The 18,232-nt window shown below is 72.4% G+C and carries 18 protein-coding genes; 12 read left to right on the plus strand and 6 right to left on the minus strand.

All coding sequences use genetic code 11. The features are described 5' to 3' along the window. Nucleotides 1–69: 69 nt before the first annotated feature. Together ABZU53_RS03520 and ABZU53_RS03525 are read right to left on the minus strand one after the other, a co-directional pair. On the minus strand, nt 70–1,002 hold the full coding sequence (locus ABZU53_RS03520) for a lysophospholipid acyltransferase family protein (protein ID WP_355063625.1): 933 nt from the start codon (nt 1,000–1,002) through the stop codon (nt 70–72). Continuing rightward, nucleotides 999–1,781: a GNAT family N-acyltransferase gene (locus ABZU53_RS03525; protein WP_355063627.1), complete on the minus strand. Its 783-nt coding sequence runs from the start codon at nt 1,779–1,781 to the stop codon at nt 999–1,001. The genes ABZU53_RS03520 and ABZU53_RS03525 overlap by 4 nt, the downstream gene beginning before the upstream one ends. Nucleotides 1,782–1,932: 151 nt before the next feature. Here ABZU53_RS03525 and ABZU53_RS03530 point away from each other — a divergent pair, with 151 nt between their 5' ends. From ABZU53_RS03530 to ABZU53_RS03540, 3 genes are all read left to right on the plus strand, one after another. Next, complete coding sequence (locus ABZU53_RS03530) at nt 1,933–2,580, plus strand: hypothetical protein (RefSeq protein ID WP_354858512.1); 648 nt, start codon at nt 1,933–1,935, stop codon at nt 2,578–2,580. Between the two features lie 140 nt (nt 2,581–2,720). Beyond that, complete coding sequence (locus ABZU53_RS03535) at nt 2,721–3,656, plus strand: ABC transporter ATP-binding protein (RefSeq protein ID WP_355063629.1); 936 nt, start codon at nt 2,721–2,723, stop codon at nt 3,654–3,656. Beyond that, nucleotides 3,653–4,477: an ABC transporter permease gene (locus ABZU53_RS03540; RefSeq protein ID WP_355063631.1), complete on the plus strand. Its 825-nt coding sequence runs from the start codon at nt 3,653–3,655 to the stop codon at nt 4,475–4,477. Before ABZU53_RS03535 ends, ABZU53_RS03540 begins: the two co-directional genes overlap by 4 nt. A gap of 76 nt (nt 4,478–4,553) precedes the next feature. On the opposite strand, the gene ABZU53_RS03545 is transcribed toward ABZU53_RS03540, so the two are convergent. Together ABZU53_RS03545 and ABZU53_RS03550 are read right to left on the minus strand one after the other, a co-directional pair. Further along, on the minus strand, nt 4,554–4,961 hold the full coding sequence (locus ABZU53_RS03545; protein ID WP_354858505.1) for a hypothetical protein: 408 nt from the start codon (nt 4,959–4,961) through the stop codon (nt 4,554–4,556). Continuing rightward, nucleotides 4,958–5,296: a hypothetical protein gene (locus ABZU53_RS03550; protein ID WP_355063633.1), complete on the minus strand. Its 339-nt coding sequence runs from the start codon at nt 5,294–5,296 to the stop codon at nt 4,958–4,960. The genes ABZU53_RS03545 and ABZU53_RS03550 overlap by 4 nt, the downstream gene beginning before the upstream one ends. A 266-nt stretch (nt 5,297–5,562) precedes the next feature. On the opposite strand from ABZU53_RS03550, the gene ABZU53_RS03555 reads away from it, so the two are divergent. The 5 genes from ABZU53_RS03555 to ABZU53_RS03575 all read left to right on the plus strand — a co-directional run bounded on the left by ABZU53_RS03555 (nt 5,563) and on the right by ABZU53_RS03575 (nt 13,738). Continuing rightward, nucleotides 5,563–9,312 carry a multifunctional oxoglutarate decarboxylase/oxoglutarate dehydrogenase thiamine pyrophosphate-binding subunit/dihydrolipoyllysine-residue succinyltransferase subunit gene (locus ABZU53_RS03555; RefSeq protein WP_355063635.1) on the plus strand — a complete coding sequence of 1,250 codons (3,750 nt, stop codon included), beginning with the start codon at nt 5,563–5,565 and terminating at the stop codon, nt 9,310–9,312. Nucleotides 9,313–9,435: 123 nt separating this feature from the next. Then, nucleotides 9,436–9,615, plus strand: coding sequence for a DUF6104 family protein (locus tag ABZU53_RS03560; protein WP_355063637.1), 180 nt, complete (start codon nt 9,436–9,438; stop codon nt 9,613–9,615). Nucleotides 9,616–9,720: 105 nt separating this feature from the next. Beyond that, nucleotides 9,721–10,416, plus strand: coding sequence for a DUF998 domain-containing protein (locus ABZU53_RS03565; RefSeq protein WP_355063639.1), 696 nt, complete (start codon nt 9,721–9,723; stop codon nt 10,414–10,416). Between the two features lie 140 nt (nt 10,417–10,556). Further along, entirely contained in the window at nt 10,557–12,626 is a 2,070-nt protein-coding gene (pta, locus tag ABZU53_RS03570; RefSeq protein ID WP_355063641.1) for a phosphate acetyltransferase, read from the plus strand. Further along, nucleotides 12,623–13,738, plus strand: a complete 1,116-nt coding sequence (locus ABZU53_RS03575; protein WP_355063642.1) for an acetate kinase — start codon at nt 12,623–12,625, stop codon at nt 13,736–13,738. The genes pta and ABZU53_RS03575 overlap by 4 nt, the downstream gene beginning before the upstream one ends. A gap of 43 nt (nt 13,739–13,781) precedes the next feature. Here the strand turns inward: ABZU53_RS03575 and ABZU53_RS03580 are convergent, their stop codons facing one another. Further along, nucleotides 13,782–13,955, minus strand: coding sequence for a hypothetical protein (locus tag ABZU53_RS03580; protein WP_234588635.1), 174 nt, complete (start codon nt 13,953–13,955; stop codon nt 13,782–13,784). A 157-nt stretch (nt 13,956–14,112) separates the two neighbouring features. On the opposite strand from ABZU53_RS03580, the gene ABZU53_RS03585 reads away from it, so the two are divergent. Both ABZU53_RS03585 and ABZU53_RS03590 read left to right on the plus strand, forming a co-directional pair. Next, nucleotides 14,113–15,003 (plus strand): alpha/beta hydrolase, encoded by an 891-nt coding sequence (locus ABZU53_RS03585; protein ID WP_354858493.1) that lies wholly within the window; start codon nt 14,113–14,115, stop codon nt 15,001–15,003. Between the two features lie 88 nt (nt 15,004–15,091). Beyond that, nucleotides 15,092–15,637 (plus strand): aminoglycoside adenylyltransferase, encoded by a 546-nt coding sequence (locus tag ABZU53_RS03590; RefSeq protein ID WP_355063644.1) that lies wholly within the window; start codon nt 15,092–15,094, stop codon nt 15,635–15,637. Here ABZU53_RS03590 and ABZU53_RS03595 read toward each other — a convergent pair. Next, complete coding sequence (locus ABZU53_RS03595) at nt 15,519–15,980, minus strand: MerR family transcriptional regulator (protein WP_355063646.1); 462 nt, start codon at nt 15,978–15,980, stop codon at nt 15,519–15,521. The two genes, ABZU53_RS03590 and ABZU53_RS03595, sit on opposite strands and share 119 nt — an antisense overlap. Nucleotides 15,981–16,070: 90 nt before the next feature. Between ABZU53_RS03595 and ABZU53_RS03600 the strand changes: the two genes are divergently transcribed. Both ABZU53_RS03600 and ABZU53_RS03605 read left to right on the plus strand, forming a co-directional pair. Then, nucleotides 16,071–17,120 carry an aldo/keto reductase gene (locus ABZU53_RS03600; protein ID WP_355063648.1) on the plus strand — a complete coding sequence of 350 codons (1,050 nt, stop codon included), beginning with the start codon at nt 16,071–16,073 and terminating at the stop codon, nt 17,118–17,120. A 126-nt stretch (nt 17,121–17,246) separates the two neighbouring features. Continuing rightward, complete coding sequence (locus ABZU53_RS03605) at nt 17,247–18,212, plus strand: chlorophyllase (protein WP_355063649.1); 966 nt, start codon at nt 17,247–17,249, stop codon at nt 18,210–18,212. Nucleotides 18,213–18,232: the final 20 nt, after the last annotated feature.

Below are 18,232 nucleotides of genomic sequence, written 5' to 3' on the forward strand. Positions count from 1 at the left end.
CAGAGCAAAGGGCGATCCGACCTACTCCGGCGCCGGAATCGGCGCGTGTTCAAGCGATGAATCCTCCTCTCAGGCCGCCAGGTCCAGGTCCCGGCCGGCAGGCACCTGCGGCACGGAACCCGCCGGGGTCATGGTGGGGACCGGCCGCAGCCGGGTCCGCGTCGGGACAACCGGCATCAGGTGTACGGCAGACTCGGCGGCCCGGGCCAGCAACCGCCGGTCGGCGTCGCCAGCCGGGTGCAGCGCGGCGGCGATCGTCACCGACACCACCAGTTGCCGCGCCGCGACCACCCGAGCGACCGAGCGCAGCAGGGTGTCCGCGCCGAGGAAGGCGGCGACCGTCGTGACCGCGCCGGTGGCGGCGCACCGGTACCCGAGCCGCAGCGGCACCACCGGGCTGCCCGCGTCGATGGCGGCCTGGAACATCGCGGGCCGGAAGCCGCCCCCGGGGCGGCACCCGTCCGCGCCGTCCCCGGCACACCAGGTCGTACCCTCGGGAAACACCGCGACCGACCGGCCGGCGCGCAGCGTGTCGGCGAGCCGGCGCACGGTTGCCGGCAGCGCCCGCGGCCGGGACCGGTCCACGAAGACCGTGCCCGCCGCCGCGGCGAGCAGCCCGACCACCGGCCAGGACCGGATCTCCCGCTTCGCCACCATGCGGGTGGGCGCGACCGCCAGGACGGCGAGGATGTCCAGCCACGAGACGTGGTTGGCGACCAGCAGCGCGCGCCGCCGGGGCAGCCGACCCCGGATCACCAGCCGGACGCCGAACGCGCGAACGGTGCCGCGGGCCCAGCCGCGCAGCACCGCCTGCCGCTCACGTGCCGGCAGCACGGGCAGCAGCACCGCCACTCCCACCCCGGCCAGCAGCATCCCGCTCGCCGCGACCAACCGGAGCACCCGGCGAACCACCGGCACCGTGGGCACCTCGCCGGCCGCCGGCAGGCAGTCGTCGTCGCAGCCCGAGAAGGGCCGCCACAGGTCCCGCGCTCCGAGGGTCACCGCTGGTCCCCGCCCAGGAAGTGCCGCAGGTAGCGCGGGTTCATCCGGTCCAGGGAGAAGAGCACGTAGAAGTCCGCGCACCCGAAGTCGGGGTCGTACGCGGGCTCACCGCAGATCCACGCGCTGAGCCGCAGGTAACCACGCAGCAGCGGCGGCGCCGCCACCCGAGCGGCCGGGTCGGTGGCGCAGGCCGGGGCAGCCGGGGCGGCGGCCGGCTCGGCGAACCACGGGCGCAGTGGGCGCACCCGCAACGGCGGGGGCGACAGGTGCCGGGCCTGGGCCTGGGCCCACACCCCGGCGACCGTCCGACCACCGTCGTCGACCGGCACCGAGGCGCAGCCGCCGAGCCAGCGGGAGCCGCGCAGGTGCAGGTAGCGGGTGAGCCCCGCCCACATCAGGTTGATCACCGCACCGGAGCGGTGGTCCGGGTGCACGCAGGACCGACCCGTCTCGACGAGGTCGTCGCGCAGTGGGTCCAGCGCGCCGAGGTCGAACTCGTCGTCGGCGTACCGCCGGCCGGTACGCCCCGGCGGCAACAACCGGTACGTGCCGACCACCTGCCCGGTGCTGTCCTCGCGGACGATGAGGTGGTCGCAGTGGACGTCGAAGGGGTCCACGTCCAACCCGGCGCCGCCGGGTGCGAGGGTGGCACCCAACTCGGTGGCGAACACCTCGTGACGCAGGCGTTGCGCGGCCGCGACCTGGGTGGGGTCGTCGGCGATCAGCAGGGTGTATCCGCTGGTCGTCAGGGGTGCGCCAGCGACATGCAGAACGGCCATGGGATCTGTGTAGGTGCCCCGGGTTGCCATCGGATCGCACCACTGGTGTCGATCGGATGAACGCCGGCCGGCGGATGCCTCCGACCCGGTCCGTGCGAGGCTGCCCAGCGGGCCGGCGACGGCGCCGCCCCACGCCACACGGAGGTCGCCCATGCGCATCGAGTCCCGCTACAACGGGCCCACCGGCTCGGGCAACGGCGGCTGGAGCGCCGGCCTCTTCGCCGCCGCCGCCGGTGGATCCGGACCGGTGGAGGTGACGCTGCGTCGGCCACCGCCGCTGGAGACGGCGCTGAGCCTGGTCGACGGCGAGGTCCGGGACCCGGCCGGCGAACTGGTGGCCGAGGTCCGCCCCGCCGGTGTCGTGGACGCCGTCGTGCCGCCGGTCGACCGGGAGACGGCGGTGCAGGCGTCGACCCGCTACCCCGGGTTCGTCGAGCATCCGTACCCCGAGTGTTTTGTCTGCGGTCCGAGCCGGAACGACGGGTTGCGGATCTTCCCCGGCCGGTTGCCGGACGGCCGGACCGCCGCGCCGTTCCGCGCACCCGAGCAGGTCAGCGATGCCACGGTCTGGGCCGCGCTGGACTGCCCCGGCGGCTGGACCGTGCTCGCGCCGGGCCGCCCGTACCTGCTCGGCCGGATCGCCGCGGTGGTCACCGCCCGGCCGGCGCCGGGCGACGAGTGCGTGGTGACCGGCGCGCTGATCGGTGTCGACGGCCGCAAGGCGCTTGTGCACACCAGCCTGTACGGCCCCGGCGGCGCGCTGCTCGGCTCGGCCCGGGCCACCTGGATCGCCCGCTGAGGACCCGCCGTCGTCCGCAGGGAGGAGACGACTCCACCCCAAGGGGGACCACGCCGTAGGGACCGAGCCTGATTGACCTTGTTGCTCGGTACCGTCACGCTGTGCCACGGCGTACCTCGACGCCACACGGGAGGAGAACGATGACTGACGGGCAGCGAAGCCCCACCAGCGACGGTCAGATCGTGGTGTCCGGTCTGACGAAGCAGTACAAGAACGTGCGGGCGGTGAACAACCTGTCCTTCACCGTGGCACCGGGGCGGGTGACCGGCTTCCTCGGCCCGAACGGCGCCGGTAAGACCACCACGCTGCGCATGCTGCTCAACCTGGTCACGCCGACCGGGGGCACCGCCACCATCAGCGGGCAGCGCTACGCCGATCTCGCCGACCCGCTGCGGCACGTCGGCGCGATCCTGGAGGCGTCCAGCGCGCACAAGGGCCGCACCGGCATCAACCACCTGCGGGTGATCTGCGCGGCGGCCGGCCTGCCCAAGTCCCGGGCCGACGAGGCGCTGGAGCTGGTCGGGTTGACCCCGGCGGCGAAGCGCAAGTTCAAGGGCTACTCGCTGGGCATGAAGCAGCGGCTCGGTATCGCCGCCGCGATGCTCGGTGACCCGCGGGTGCTGATCCTCGACGAGCCGGCCAACGGGCTGGACCCGGAGGGCATCCGGTGGATGCGCGGGTTCCTCAAGAACCTCGCCCACGAGGGCCGCACGGTGCTGGTCTCCAGCCACCTGCTGTCGGAGATGCAGCTGCTCGCCGACGACGTGGTGATCATCGCGGCGGGCCAGCTGGTCCGGCAGGGTCCGGTCGAGCAGGTGCTCGGGTCGATGGCGCAGGGCGCCCGGGTCCGGGTCCGCACCCCGCAGGCCGAGGCGCTGACCACCGCGTTGAAGGCGCAGTCGGCCACGGTCGACACCGACGAGCAGGGCATCCTGCTGGTCTCCGGGGTGGACGCCCCGACGATCGGCCGGGCCGCCCTGGCCGCCGGTGTGGAACTGCACGAACTGACCACCGAACGGCCCGACCTGGAACGGGTCTTCCTGGAGCTGACGGCCGGAAAGGCGGGCATCCGATGAACCTCGTCCGATCCGAGTTGCTCAAGATCCGTACCACCAACACCTGGTGGGTCTTCGCGCTGATCAGCCTGCCGCTGTGGGCGCTCACGCTGCTCATCAACTGGTTGCAGGCCGACGCGTTGACCAGCAACAACCTCGGCGAGGTGTCGGGCGAGCAGGCGGACCAGATCGCTGCGGCGGCCACCCCGGACGCGCTCTCGTCGAACCTGTTCACCACCGGGCAGTTCTTCGGCCTGCTGATCGTGATGCTGCTCGGCATCATCGTGGTGACGAGCGAGTTCTTCCACCAGACGGTCACCACCACGTTCCTGACCAACCCGCACCGCACCGCGGTGATGATCGCCAAGCTGGTCGCGGCGGGTGTGCTGGCGCTGCTGTTCTGGCTGGTCACCACCGTGTTCAACCTGATCGCCGGCTCGGCGGTGCTGAACGCCGTCGGGGTGGACTCACAGTTGGGCAACGACGCGGCCTGGCGGGCGATCGGGTTGAACCTGCTCGCGTACCTGCTCTGGGCGGTGTTCGGCGTCGGCATCGGCGTGCTGATCCGCAGCCAGATCGGCGCCACCGTGACCGGCATCCTGCTCTACCTGGGCGGCTCGATCGGCGCCATCCTGGTGATCACCATCCTGGCCAACCGGTGGGGTGACTGGATCAACAACCTGCAACTGCTGGTGCCGTCGCTGGCCTCGTCGCTGATGGTCACCGGGGCGGACATCCCGGGTAACCCGCCGCGCTGGGCGGGCGCCGCCGTGCTCATCGGGTACGCGGTGGTCACCGGCGTGGTCGGCACCCTGCTGATGCGTCGGCGCGACATCTCCTGACCGACGCGAGTTCCGGGGTGGCGGCGGCACGGCCGCCACCCCGGGCCGGCTCCGGCCCCGCCGGGCTGCCGGCACCTCACCCGCCCGGGCAGCCCCGGCCGCCGCTGATCGGAATGCACTGGGTGACCACCGGGTCGGGCTCCTGGTCGGCGGGAATGTGCCCGGTCAGCCCACTGGTGGTCAGGCTGGCGACCAGGGCGACCGCCACGTACAGCAGCACCGTCCCGCCGAGCGCCCCGGCGAAGTGCCGACGCCAGAGGGCCTCCCCCGCCAACCCGGCCAGCAGCAGGCCGAGCACCGGAAGCACCGCGTTGAGCACGAGCCCGGTCGTCAGCAGGGCGTCCGTGGTCGCGCCGAACGCCTGCGCCTCGTCCGCGGTCGGCGTGTACGGCCTGGCCAAGCGCCGGATCAGGCCCACCAGCAGCAGGAACGGCACCCCGTAGAGCCAGGCGAAGAAGAGCCCGCCGAGGCCGAGCCGCTTCACGAGCGACCCAGGTACACGGCGGCGCAGACCCCGACACTGAGCACCGCAGCCGTGGTGCCGGCGAGCACCGCCGAGGGGACGAGTCGGACGACCAGCGCGGTCACCAGCGCCGTCACGACCAGCAGCCCGAGGACCACCGGCGTGCCCCACACCAGAGCGACGAACACCAGCGACTCGCCCGGCGACAGGCAGCTGAACCAGGCCGCGCAGTCGTCGTGCGGCGCGCTCGGCACGCTCGTCGTGCCCACCGCCATGGCCGCGATCGCGGTGACGTACCAACCGGACGCCACCGCCATGCTCCGGCCGTAGCGCCCCCGTACCCCGTCATGATCCATGCGCCCGATCGTCGCGGACGGCGTTGGCCCGGGACATCCGTACCGGTACTCAATCTGGCGGTACCAGCCGTACCAGCCGGCGACGGGTCGCGCAGGGGTTGGTGAACTTCTGGCATCTTCTGTGAAACCGGCCACCCGACCGAGGCGGAAATGCCGCCGGGATCCTTACGGCGTAGCCTGGGAGTCGTCCTGTCCGTGGTCCATCAACTGGACGCGACGGACACCGCGTGACACATAAACCCGCGTGAAAGAGGCGATTACCGGCCGTGTCGACCCAGCAGACTTCGCAGGAGAACCCACTGGCGGGTTTCGGCCCGAACGAGTGGATCGTCGAGGAGATGTACCAGCGGTACCTCGCCGACCCAACGAGCGTCGATTCGGCCTGGCACGACTTCTTCGCCGACTACCGGCCGGCGCCCGGCGCCGGCACACCGCGCAGGGCTGAGACGTCGGGCAAGCCCGCCGCCGCGCCCGAGCCGGACGGCCAGCCGGAGCCGGCGGCCACGGTCAGCCAGCCCAGCGCCCCGGCGAAGCCGACCGCCGCCGCCAGCAAGACGGCCGCGGCGCCGTCGGCACCGGCCAAGGCCGCGCCCGCGAAGGCCACCCCGGAGAAGGCCGCACCGGCCAAGCCGGCCGCGAAGGCGGCCGCGCCGAGCGCCGACGGCCCGCAGACCACCCCGCTGCGGGGTGTCGCCGCGAAGATCGTGCAGAACATGGACGCCTCGCTGAGCGTGCCCACCGCGACCAGCGTCCGCGCGGTCCCGGCGAAGCTGCTGGTCGACAACCGCATCGTGATCAACAACCACCTCGCCCGGGGGCGCGGTGGCAAGGTCAGCTTCACCCACCTGGTCGGCTACGCGATGGTCCGCGCGCTGGTCCAGCACCCGGAGATGAACAACTCCTTCGCCGAGGCCAACGGCAAGCCGGCCGTGGTCCGCCCGGCGCACGTCAACCTCGGCATCGCGATCGACCTGGCCAAGCCGGACGGCAGCCGCAACCTGGTGGTCCCCTCCATCAAGGGCTGCGAGCAGATGGACTTCCGGCAGTTCTGGCAGGCGTACGAGGACGTGGTCCGGCGGGCGCGGCGCAACGAGCTGACCATGGAGGACTACTCCGGCACCACGATCTCGCTGACCAACCCGGGCGGCATCGGCACGGTGCACTCCATGCCGCGGCTCATGCAGGGGCAGAGCGCGATCATCGGCGTGGGCGCGATGGAGTACCCGGCCCCCTACCAGGGCATGTCCGAGGCGACTCTCGCCGAGCTGGCGGTCAGCAAGGTCATCACGCTGACCAGCACGTACGACCACCGCATCATCCAGGGCGCGCAGTCCGGCGAGTTCCTCAAGGTCATGCACGAGCTGATCCTGGGCGAGCACAGCTTCTACGACGAGATCTTCACCTCGCTGCGCATCCCGTACGAGCCGGTGCGCTGGGTGCGCGACGTGGCCGTCAACTCCGAGGGTCAGATCAACAAGACCGCCCGGGTGCACGAGCTGATCCACGCGTACCGCGTGCGCGGTCACCTGATGGCCGACACCGACCCGCTGGAATTCCACATCCGCAAGCACCCCGACCTGGACGTCCTCCAGCACGGGCTGACCCTGTGGGACCTGGACCGCGAGTTCCCGGTCAACGGCTTCGCCGGCCGCCAGCGGATGAAGCTGCGCGAGATCCTCGGCGTGCTGCGCGACTCGTACTGCCGGCGCGTCGGCATCGAGTACATGCACATCCAGGACCCGGAGGAGCGGCGCTGGATCCAGGAGCGGATCGAGCGCAAGTACGAGAAGCCGTCCCCCGACGAGCAGAAGCACGTGCTCAACCGGCTCAACGCCGCCGAGGCGTTCGAGACCTTCCTGCAGACCAAGTACGTCGGCCAGAAGCGCTTCTCGCTGGAGGGTGGCGAGTCGCTGATTCCGCTGCTGGGCGAGGTGCTCGAGTCCTCCGCCGAGAGCGGGCTGGACGAGGTCGTCATCGGCATGGCCCACCGGGGCCGGCTCAACGTGCTGGCCAACATCGTCGGCAAGCCGTACGAGAAGATCTTCTCGGAGTTCGAGGGTCACCTCGACCCGCGCTCGACGCAGGGCTCCGGCGACGTGAAGTACCACCTGGGTCAGAACGGCAAGTTCACCACCCCGGACGGCGAGCACGTCGTCAAGGTGTCCCTGGTGGCGAACCCGTCGCACCTGGAGGCCGTCGACCCCGTGCTGGAGGGCATCGTCCGGGCCAAGCAGGACCGGATCGACCTCAAGCTGGAGGGCTACACCGTGCTGCCGCTGGCGGTGCACGGCGACGCCGCGTTCGCCGGGCAGGGTGTGGTCGCCGAGACGCTCAACCTGTCGCAGCTGCGCGGCTACCGCACCGGCGGCACCGTGCACGTGGTGGTCAACAACCAGGTCGGCTTCACCACCGCCCCGGAGTACAGCCGGTCCAGCCTCTACAGCACCGACGTGGCCCGGATGATCCAGGCGCCGATCTTCCACGTGAACGGCGACGACCCGGAGGCCGTGGTCCGAGTGGCCCGGCTGGCCTTCGAGTACCGGCAGGCGTTCAACAAGGACGTCGTGATCGACATGGTCTGCTACCGCCGGCGCGGCCACAACGAGGGCGACGACCCGTCGATGTCCAACCCTCAGATGTACAAGATCATTGACTCGAAGCGTTCGGTGCGCAAGCTCTACACCGAGGAGCTGATCGGTCGCGGCGACATCACCGTGGAGGACGCGGAGGAGCTGCTGCGCGACTACCAGGCGCAACTGGAGAAGGTCTTCAAGGCCACCCGGGACGCCGCCGCCACGCCGCGCCAGCTCAACCGCCCCCGCCACGAGGAGGAGCCGGAGCCGGCGGTCGACACCGCCACCGACGCCGCCGTGGTGAAGGCGATCGGCGAGGCCCACGTCAACCTGCCCGAGGGCTTCACTCCGCACAAGCGGATCCAGCAGCTGCTCGACCGGCGGGCCAAGATGTCCGTCGAGGGCAACATCGACTGGGGCTTCGGCGAGATCATCGCGTTCGGGGCGCTGCTGCACGACGGGGTCACCGTCCGGCTCGCCGGGCAGGACTCGCGGCGCGGCACCTTCGTCCAGCGGCACGCGTCGGTGGTCGACCACCGCACCGGCGACGACTACCTGCCGTTGAAGTCGCTCACCGGCGACGGCGAGCGCTCCCGGTTCTTCGTGCACGACTCGCTGCTGAGCGAGTACGCGGCGATGGGCTTCGAGTACGGGTACTCGGTGGAGAACGTCAACGCGCTGGTCGCCTGGGAGGCCCAGTTCGGTGACTTCGTCAACGGCGCCCAGTCGGTGATCGACGAGTTCATCTCCTCCGGTGAGGTGAAGTGGGGTCAGCGCTCCGCGGTGACCCTGCTGCTGCCGCACGGCCACGAGGGCCAGGGCCCGGACCACACCTCCGGTCGCCCGGAGCGGTTCCTGCAGATGTGCGCCGAGGACAACATGCGGGTGTCCATTCCGACGACCCCGGCGAACTACTTCCACCTGCTGCGACGCCAGGCCCTGTCGCCGAAGCGCAAGCCGCTCGTGGTGTTCACGCCGAAGTCGCTGCTGCGGCACAAGCTCTGCGTCTCGTCGGTGGAGGACTTCACCACCGGCACCTTCCAGCCGGTGCTGCGCGACACCGCCGCCCCGGCACCGGAGTCGGTGAAGCGGGTGCTGCTCTGCTCGGGCAAGGTTTACTACGACCTGTTCCAGGCCCGGCAGGAGCGCGGCATCACCGACACGGCGATCATCCGGATCGAGCAGCTGTACCCGCTGCCGGTGGAGGAGATCCGGGCCGCCCTGGCGCAGTTCCCGAACGCGGAGGACTTCGCCTGGGTGCAGGAGGAGCCGGCCAACCAGGGCGCCTGGTCGTTCGTGGCGCTCAACCTGCTGGAGCACCTCACCGACGTCCGGCTGCGGCGGATCTCCCGCCCGGCCGCGGCGGCCCCGGCGGTCGGCTCGGCCAAGACCCACGAGGTCGAGCAGACCGCGCTCATCGAGGCGGCACTCCCCCGCCCGTGACCTGACCGCGCCACGCGAGCCGGGGCAGGGCCGTTTTCCCACGGTCCTGCCCCGGCTCGCGTCGGTCCATCCGAACCACCGACCCGCCCGGCCCGCGCCGGGCCGAGCACGAGGACGTACGCCGTGTACTTCACCGACCGTGGCATCGAGGAGCTGGTCGAGCGCCGGGGCGACGAGCAGGTGACCCTGGAGTGGCTGGGCGAGCGCCTGCGCGACTTCGTCGACCTCAACCCCGAGTTCGAGACCCCGATCGAGCGCCTGGCCACCTACCTGGCCCGCCTGGACGACCCCGACGACGAGTGACCCTCGGCGGTTGACCCGTCTCTCTGTGTGATGTGCACTGGTGGGGCGGCGTGCGCGGGTCTCCTCGACCCTCACCGGACGCCACCCCGGCGCCAGGAGACGACCATGAAACACCAGCCCGGCAACCCGCCGCAGGACACCGCGACCGTACGCCACCTGCGCCTCGGCATCGGCTCGGTCGGCTTGGCCCTGCCCGTCGCACTGGTGGTCGGCCACATGGTCGCCAGCCGTCGCGTCGTCGTCCTCGACTCGCTCAGCGCCTATTACCACACCGAGATGCGCAACATCTTCGTCGGCGCACTGTGCGCGATCGGGGTGTTCCTGATCGCCTACCGCTACCGCTGGCCGGACGACCTGTTAGGCACGATCGCCGGGACGCTCGCGATCCTGGTGGCCCTGTTTCCGGTACACGGGCCGACCGGAGGCGACAGCCGGCTGGTCGGTCTGGTGCACCAGGCCGCCGCCGGGTCGCTGTTCGTCCTGCTCGCCGCCTTCTGCCTGTTCCTGTTCACCCGACCCGACCGTGCTGGGGTGCCGCCCCGACGCGCCGCCAACCGCTGCTACCGCGCGTGCGGCCTGCTCATCCTGGCGGCGATCGCCGGCGCGCTGGCGAGCGGGGCGCTGCCCACCGACGTCCGCCACGCCCTCCAGCCGCTGCTGTGGTGCGAGACCCTCGCCGTGGCCGCCTTCGGCACCGCCTGGGTCGTCAAGAGCGACGCGATCTTCCGGATGGCCGGGCTGCCCGACGCGCCACCGTCCGCCGAGACGATCGGGCCGACGTCCGCGACAGCCGCGTCCTGAGCGGACGGGACTCGCCCTGACCCCCGACAGGAACAGGTCCGGGAGCGCAACCTCCAGCGGACACTCCGGCTGGCCCGCCAGGTCGATGTGCTGACGAGCGGTGACCGACGACGACCACCACGATCTTGTAGCGTGGGGCCGTGGCGCGCAGCGTGTATCTGACCAGCGTCGGTTCGGGCGGGGGCAAGTCGACCATCGCCCTCGGGCTGGCCGAGTTGCTGTCCCGCCAGGTCGGGCGGATCGGTGTGTTCCGGCCGCTGGTGGCCGACACCGGCCCGGACCCGATCCTCGCGCTGCTGAGCGAGCGGTACCGCGTCGAGGTGCCGCTCGCCGAGCTGGCCGGATCCACCTACGCCGAGGCGGCCAGGCTGGTCGCCGACGGCCGACGGGAAGAGCTGATCTCCGCTGTCGTCCAGCGGTACCGGGCGGTGGAGCGGCAGTGCCCGGCGGTGGTCGTGGTGGGCAGTGACTTCGACGAGCCGGGCGACCCGGCGCACCCCCGCGAGCTGGCCTTCAACGCCCGGCTGGCCACCGAGTTCGGCAGCGTGGTGGTGCCGGTGGTGGACGGCTACGAGCAGGAGCCGACGGCCGTCGCGGCGGCCATGCGCGGGGCGTACCACGATGTGGCCGACCTGGGCGCGACGGTGCTGGCGGTGATCGCCAACCGGGTGTCCGAGCCGATGACGCTGCCGGAGCTGCCCGTGCCGGCGTACGCCATCCCGGAGGTGCCGAGCGTGTCGGCGCCGACGGTGGCCGAGGTGGCGGCGGCGCTCGGCGCCACCCTGCTGGACGGGGACGACGCGGCGCTCGGCCGGGACGTGCTGGACTTCGTGGTCGGCGCGGCACACGTGCCGACCCTGCTGGGCCACCTCACCGAGGGCGCTCTGGTGATCACCCCCGGGGACCGGGCCGACCTGCTCGTCGCCGCCAGCGCCGCGCACGTGGCCGGGCAGGTGTCGGTGGCCGGGCTCGTGCTCACCCTCGGCGAGCAACCCGACCCCCGGGTGATGCGGCTGGTGGAGGGCCTCAACACCGGCCTGGCCGTGCTCTCCGTCAACAGCGACAGCTACGACACGGTGGCCGCGTCCAGCCGGATCGAGGGGCGGCCCAGCGTGGCCAACCCCCGCAAGGTGGAGGCCGCGCTCGGCGCGTTCGAACGCTGCGTGGACACCGACGACCTGGCCCGCCGGCTGCGGGTCAGCCGGTCGACGCGGGTCACCCCGCTGATGTTCGAGAACGAGCTGATCGACCGGGCCCGCTCGAAGCCCCGGCACCTGGTGCTGCCCGAGGGCGCCGAGGAGCGCATCCTGCGGGCGGCGGAGATCCTGCTGCGCCGGGGCGTGGCCGACCTGACGCTGCTCGGCCGCCCGGACGACATCGCCCGGCGCACCCGCGAGTTGGGCATCGATCTCGGCGACGCGCGGCTCGTCGACCCGGCCACCAGCGGGTGGCGCGACGAGTTCACGGCCGAGTACGCGCGGCTGCGCGCCCACCGGGGCGTCACCGCCGAGCTGGCGCACGACATCGTGGCCCAGCCCAACTACTTCGGGACGCTCATGGTGAACGCCGGGTACGCCGACGGCATGGTCTCGGGGGCCACGCACACCACCGCCGCCACCATCCTGCCCGCGTTCGAGATCATCCGTACCGTGCCGGAGGTCTCGGTGGCCTCCAGCGTCTTCTTCATGCTGCTCGCCGACCGGGTGCTGGTCTACGGCGACTGTGCGGTCAACCGCGACCCGGACGCCGCCCAGCTCGCCGACATCGCGATCTCGTCGGCCGACACCGCCGCCCGCTTCGGCATCGAACCCCGGGTGGCCATGCTGTCGTACTCCACCGGCAGCTCCGGCGCGGGCGAAGACGTGGAGAAGGTCGCCGCGGCCACCGCGCTGGTCCGGGAGCGTCGGCCCGACCTGCTGGTCGAGGGGCCGATCCAGTACGACGCGGCGATCGACCCCGCCGTGGCGGCGACGAAGCTGCCCGACAGCCCGGTCGCCGGCCAGGCCACGGTCTTCATCTTCCCGGACCTCAACACGGGCAACAACACGTACAAGGCGGTGCAGCGCTCGGCCGGGGCGGTCGCCGTCGGCCCGGTCATGCAGGGCCTGCGCCGGCCGGTGAACGACCTTTCCCGCGGCGCGACCGTGCCGGACATCGTCAACACGGTGGCGATCACCGCCATCCAGGCGGCCGCCGAGGAGGCGTCATGAGTCGGGTGCTGGTGCTCAACTGCGGGTCGTCGTCGGTGAAGTGGCGCCACTACGACGGGGACCGGCCCCTCGACCAGGGCACCGTCGAGCGGGTCGGTGAGCCCGGCGGCGGCCCGGCGGACCACGCCAGCGCCGTCCGGCAGATCCTGGCCGGTCTGGACCTGAACGGGCTCACCGCGGTCGGGCACCGGGTGGTGCACGGCGGACGGAAGTTCACCACCCCGGTCCTCATCGACGACGCGGTGCTGGCCGCGATCAAGGATCTGGTGCCGCTCGCCCCGCTGCACAACCCGGCCAACCTGGCCGGCATCGAGGTGACCCGGGCGGCGCTGCCGGACGTCCCGCAGGTCGCCGTCTTCGACACGGCGTTCCACCACACCCTGCCGGAGGCCGCCGCGACCTACGCGATCGACCTGGACACCGCGCAGCGGTACGGCATCCGCCGGTACGGCTTCCACGGCACCTCGCACGCGTACGTCTCCCGGCGTACCGCCGAGCTGCTGGGCCGCCCGTACGAGCAGCTCAACACCATCACCCTGCACCTGGGCAACGGGGCCAGCGCCTGCGCGGTCGCGAACGGCCGCAGCGTCGCCACCTCGATGGGGATGTCGCCCCTCCAGGGGCTGGTGATGGGCACACGCAGCGGCGACCTCGACCCGACCGTGATCTTCCACCTGCGGCGGGAGGGCGGGCTGTCGGTCGACGACATCGACGACCTGCTCAACCACCGCAGCGGGCTGCTGGGGTTGACCGGCGTCAACGACATGCGCGAGGTGCTGCAGCGCAGGGCGGCCGGGGACCGGGCAGCCGCGCTGGCCTTCGACGTGTACTGCCGGCGGATCACCGGGTACGTCGGCGCGTACTACGCGCTGCTCGGCCACGTGGACGCGATCGCGTTCACCGCCGGCGTGGGCGAGCACGCCGCGGCCGTCCGGGCCGCCGCGCTGGCCGGGCTGGCCCGGCTCGGCATCACCGTCGACGAGGCGCGCAACAACGGTGACGGCGACCGGCTGATCTCGCCGGACGACGCCGAGGTGAGCGTCTGTGTCATCCGCACCGATGAGGAACGGGAGATCGCCCGACAGACCCGGGATGTGGTCGGGGCGCACTGAAGCCCCCCGACCCGCCCGGTCAGCGCACTGCCGCGCCGGCTGGTCAGCGCATCGCCAGCCAGGCGACGAGGGCCACCAGCAGTACGACGACCACCGCCGCACCGACGATGAGCGGCAGGCGGGACGGCGCGTCGGCCGGGCCGGCGGCCTCCGGCGTCTGGGTGAAGGCGCGGAACGCCTCGGTGTTGCCGCTGGGGTCGGTGTAGTTCTCAGCCATGTCGGTGACCCTAGCGAAGCCGGTCGCCGAGCGCCGCCCCCGCCTCCGCCGTCCCACCGGGTCGAACCGGCCGGCGGAGGCGACCCGACCGGGTGGCGAGCAGAGCCGGGCCGGACGGCGGGGCCGCCGGACGTGCCCGGGCACCTACGGTGAAACGGTGGGGGCGGGACGGCTGGTCGCCGTACTGGTGACAGCGCTGCTGGCCGGTTGCGCGCCGGCCACCGCCGTGGCGGGCGGCTCCACCGGGCCGCCGTCCGCGCGCCGAGCGCCCGAGGGGTCGTACGTCGTCGGCGTGCGTACGCTCACCCTCGATCCGCGCTCGGCGCGCCCCCTGCCGGTGACCATCTGGTATCCGGCCGGGACCGACGGGGTGGCCGCCGGCCGCTTCCCGGTGGTGATCTACAGCCACGGGCTGCACAGTCGACCCGAGCTGCACGCCGGGCTGACCACCCGCTGGGCGGCGGCCGGTTTCGTGGTGGCGGCGCCCGCGTACCCGCACACCAGCGCGGGTGCCGCGCACTTCACCCGGGCCGACGTGCGCAACCAGCCCGCCGACGGTTGGCGGCTGATCCGGCACCTGGGCCGCCTCGACGGCGACCCGGGTGATCCGCTCGCCGGCCACCTGGACCTCACGTCGATCGCCGCCGCCGGTCACTCGGCGGGCGGCTTCACCACCTCCGGCATGTTCACCGAGGGCCACCCGGCCCGGCTGCGCGGGGGCATCGTGATCGCCGGCGGCGGGCTGCCGGGCAGCTTCGCCGGACCGACCGCACCGGTGCTCTTCGTGCACGGCACGGCCGACCCGGTGGTGCCGGTGACGGTCGGCCGGGCGGCGTACGCGCGTACCCCGGGACCGGCGGTGTTCGTCAGTGTGCTCGGCCAGGACCATGGCGCGTACCTCACGCCGGGCAACCCCGGATTCTCCGCCGTCCTCGCCACCACCACCGACTTCCTGCGCTGGACCCTCTACGGCGACCGGACCGCCGGCGCCCGCCTGCCCACCGACGCGCGCACGCCCGGCACCCACTACGAGTCCCGCCTCACCTAGCGGCGGTGGCGGTGGCCGCACACGACAAGCGCTTGCTGCCCACTGAGGCCCTCCCCCGTGCACTCGCAAGTGCCGCTAGGGTGCCCCGGTGGACGACCTCGCGCGCCGCCAGTTGGCGAGCATCGCCGAAGTGGTCGAGGTGGCCGGATCGGCCGGCATTCCGGTGTGGTTGCGTGGCGGCTGGGCGATGGACTTCCAGCTCGGCCAGGTGTCCCGACCGCACGTCGACGTCGACTGGTACTGCTGGCGCGAGGACGCGGCCCGGCTGGCAGCCCTGCTGCTGGCCCGGGGCTGGCGACCCGATCCTCGGATGCCGGTGGAGCTACAGCTCGACCTGTTCGCCGCCGACGTGGAGGTGAGCTTCGCGTACCTGGGTCGCGACGACGCCGGTCGACCGACGGTGGGTGCCGGGTCCTGGGCCGGCACGCCACTGCCGGTCGGGATGCTGGACGCACCACCCGGCCGGCTCGGCCCGTTGACCGTGCCGACGATCTCGGTGCCGGCCCAGATCGAGTTCAAGCAGATGTACCCGGTGTGGATGCCGGAGCGGCCCCGCCGTCCGAAGGACGCGGACGACCTGGCTCGACTGCGGGCTGGGCCCCGTCGAGAAGGTCCTCGTACACCCCGACCTTGAAGCCGATCAGGTCCAGGCACTGGGTGAACCTGCCGATCTGGCTGGTGACGCGCTCCCGGTGCTCGCGCAGGAGGGCGAGACGTTCCTCCTCGTTGCCGGCGCCCTCCCGGACGAGGTCGGTGTACCGGCGGAGCGCGGGCAACGGCATGCCCGAGGCGCGGAGAATGATGCAGACGGTCAGCCAGTCGACGTCGTCCTGGCTGTAGACACGACGCCCACCGGGCCCACGGCGTACGGGATCGACGAAGACGCCCTCCTGCTCGTAGAAGCGGAGGGCGTGCACGCTCAAGCCGGTGCGTTCGGCGACCTGCCCGATGCTCAGACTCACGGTGTCCTCGGCCATGTCGAGCAGGGTAACGAGGCTTGACCTAGAGCCGACTCCAGCTCCTAGGGTCCCCCGTGATCGTTACGACATCGCCAAGGGAGCATCGGCATGCGCTATCGCACACTCGGCGGCACCGGCATCGAGGTGAGCACCCACTGCCTCGGGACCATGATGTTCGGCGCCGTCGGAAACCCGGACCACGACGACTGCGTCCGCATCGTCCACGCGGCCCTGGACCAGGGCATCAACTGTGTCGACACCGCCGACATGTACGGCCGGGGCGAGTCCGAGCAGATCGTGGGCAAGGCGCTGCGGGGGCGTCGGGACGACGTCGTCCTCGCCACCAAGGTGCACTTTCCGATGGGTGAGGGGCCCAACCAGGGTGGCAACTCGCGGCGCTGGATCCTCAAGGCGGTCGAGGGGAGCCTGCGGCGCCTGGGCACCGACTGGATCGACCTCTACCAGGTCCACCGCCCCGACCCCTCGACCGACATCGAGGAGACGCTCTCGGTGCTCACCGACCTGGTGCGCGAGGGAAAGATCCGCGCCTTCGGGTGCTCGACGTTCCCCGCTGAGGAGATCGTCGAGGCGCACCAGGTCTCCGAGCGTCGCGGCCTCGGGCGGCTGCGCACCGAGCAGCCGCCGTACTCGATCCTGGCCCGCGGGGTCGAGGCGTCGACCCTGCCGGTCTGTCAGCGCTACGGCATGGGGGTGCTGGTCTGGAGTCCGCTCGCCTTCGGGTTCCTCAGCGGGAAGTACCGCAGGGACCGGCCCGTCGACCTGTCGACCGGGCGTGCCGTGCTCCGGCCGGCGCAGTTCGATCCCACGCTCGCCGAGAACGCCGCCAAGCTCGACATCGTCGAGCAGCTCGTCGACCTCGCGGCGGGCATCGGCTGCACGCTCCCACAGCTCGCCATCGCCTTCACCGTGGCCCATCCGGCGGTCACCTCGGCGATCATCGGACCGCGGACCATGGCGCACCTGGAGGACCTGCTCAAGGGCGCCACGCTCACCCTGGACGACGCGACCCTCGACCGGATCGACGAGATCGTGCCGCCCGGAACCAACCGGTACGACCCCAACGCCGCCTTCCCGCCACGCTCCCTGACCGACACCGCCCGGCGACGGCGCCCGCTCCCCGAACGCGCCGCGGCCTGAGCGAACCGGTCACGGCGTGGCCCGAGCGAGCCGGTCACGCCGCGGCCTGAGCGAACCGGTCACGCCGCGGCCACCGCGCGTCGAACCGCGCCGAGCCGGTCGGCGCGGCAGGGCACAATTGGCTTCATGTCGCGTCGCGTCACCTCCACGCTGCTGGCCAGCGTCCTGCTCATGGCCAGCCTGGTCGGCTGCTCCGCCGACGCCCGCAAGACCGAGAGCTGGCGGGCGCCGGCCGAGCCACCGCCCGCCGCCACGCCGACGCCGCAGGTACCCGCCGGGACCGCACCGAAAAGCGCCTTCGGCGTCGGCGTACGCCAGCTCAAGCTGAACCGCGACGGCCGCGCGCTGCCGGTGACGCTCTGGTATCCGGCGGCCGGGGAGGCCGGCGGCGCGGTCAAGCGGTCCGCGGCGGCGGCACAGGGCCGGTTTCCGGTGGTGATGTTCAGCCACGGCCTCACCGGGCGGCCGGAGGACTACGCCACCCTGCTGACCCGCTGGGCGGCGGCGGGCTTCGTGGTGGCCGCGCCGACCTTCCCGCACACCTCCCGGGGCAGCGACGGCAACATCCTCGACGTGCTCAACCAGCCGGCCGACGTGTCGTACGCGCTGACCCAGGTGCTGGCGCTCGACGGCAAGGCCGGCGACGGGCTGCGCGGCCGGCTGGCCACCGACCGGGTCGCCGCGGCCGGGCACTCGGCCGGCGGGGTGACCACCATCGGCCTCTTCACCGCCAGCCGGGACGAGCGGCTGGACGCCGGGGTGGTGTTCGCCGGCACGGCCGTCGGCGTGGGTACGGCGTTCGCAGGGGCGACCGCGCCGCAGCTGTTCGTGCACGGCGAGCTGGACGAGGTGGTCGACTACGCGGCGGGCAAGGCGGCGTACGACAAGGTGCCCTGGCCGAAGGCGCTGCTCAGCCTGCCCAAGGGCGACCACGGGCGGGCGTTGCTCAGCGACGCCGCGACGCTGCGGGTCGTCTCGGACACGTCCGTCGAGTTCCTGCGCTGGTCGCTGTACGGCGACGCGGAGGCCAAGAAGCGCATCCCCACCGACGCGACGCGCGGCGACATCGCCACCTTCGACGATCACCTCTGAGATCCCGACCGCTCCGACCG

Source organism: Micromonospora sp. NPDC005194 (assembly GCF_040608335.1).
Taxonomy (GTDB): Bacteria; Actinomycetota; Actinomycetes; order Mycobacteriales; family Micromonosporaceae; genus Micromonospora.

What these genes read in the sequence shown, in the direction of transcription:
- ABZU53_RS03525 (WP_355063627.1), bottom strand. Translation starts at nt 1,781, where the DNA reads ATGGCCGTTCTGCATGTCGCTGGCGCACCCCTGACGACCAGCGGATAC.
- ABZU53_RS03530 (WP_354858512.1), top strand. Translation starts at nt 1,933, where the DNA reads ATGCGCATCGAGTCCCGCTACAACGGGCCCACCGGCTCGGGCAACGGC.
- ABZU53_RS03535 (WP_355063629.1), top strand. Translation starts at nt 2,721, where the DNA reads ATGACTGACGGGCAGCGAAGCCCCACCAGCGACGGTCAGATCGTGGTG.
- ABZU53_RS03540 (WP_355063631.1), top strand. Translation starts at nt 3,653, where the DNA reads ATGAACCTCGTCCGATCCGAGTTGCTCAAGATCCGTACCACCAACACC.
- ABZU53_RS03550 (WP_355063633.1), bottom strand. Translation starts at nt 5,296, where the DNA reads ATGGATCATGACGGGGTACGGGGGCGCTACGGCCGGAGCATGGCGGTG.
- ABZU53_RS03565 (WP_355063639.1), top strand. Translation starts at nt 9,721, where the DNA reads ATGAAACACCAGCCCGGCAACCCGCCGCAGGACACCGCGACCGTACGC.
- ABZU53_RS03575 (WP_355063642.1), top strand. Translation starts at nt 12,623, where the DNA reads ATGAGTCGGGTGCTGGTGCTCAACTGCGGGTCGTCGTCGGTGAAGTGG.
- ABZU53_RS03580 (WP_234588635.1), bottom strand. Translation starts at nt 13,955, where the DNA reads ATGGCTGAGAACTACACCGACCCCAGCGGCAACACCGAGGCGTTCCGC.
- ABZU53_RS03595 (WP_355063646.1), bottom strand. Translation starts at nt 15,980, where the DNA reads ATGGCCGAGGACACCGTGAGTCTGAGCATCGGGCAGGTCGCCGAACGC.
- ABZU53_RS03600 (WP_355063648.1), top strand. Translation starts at nt 16,071, where the DNA reads ATGCGCTATCGCACACTCGGCGGCACCGGCATCGAGGTGAGCACCCAC.
- ABZU53_RS03605 (WP_355063649.1), top strand. Translation starts at nt 17,247, where the DNA reads ATGTCGCGTCGCGTCACCTCCACGCTGCTGGCCAGCGTCCTGCTCATG.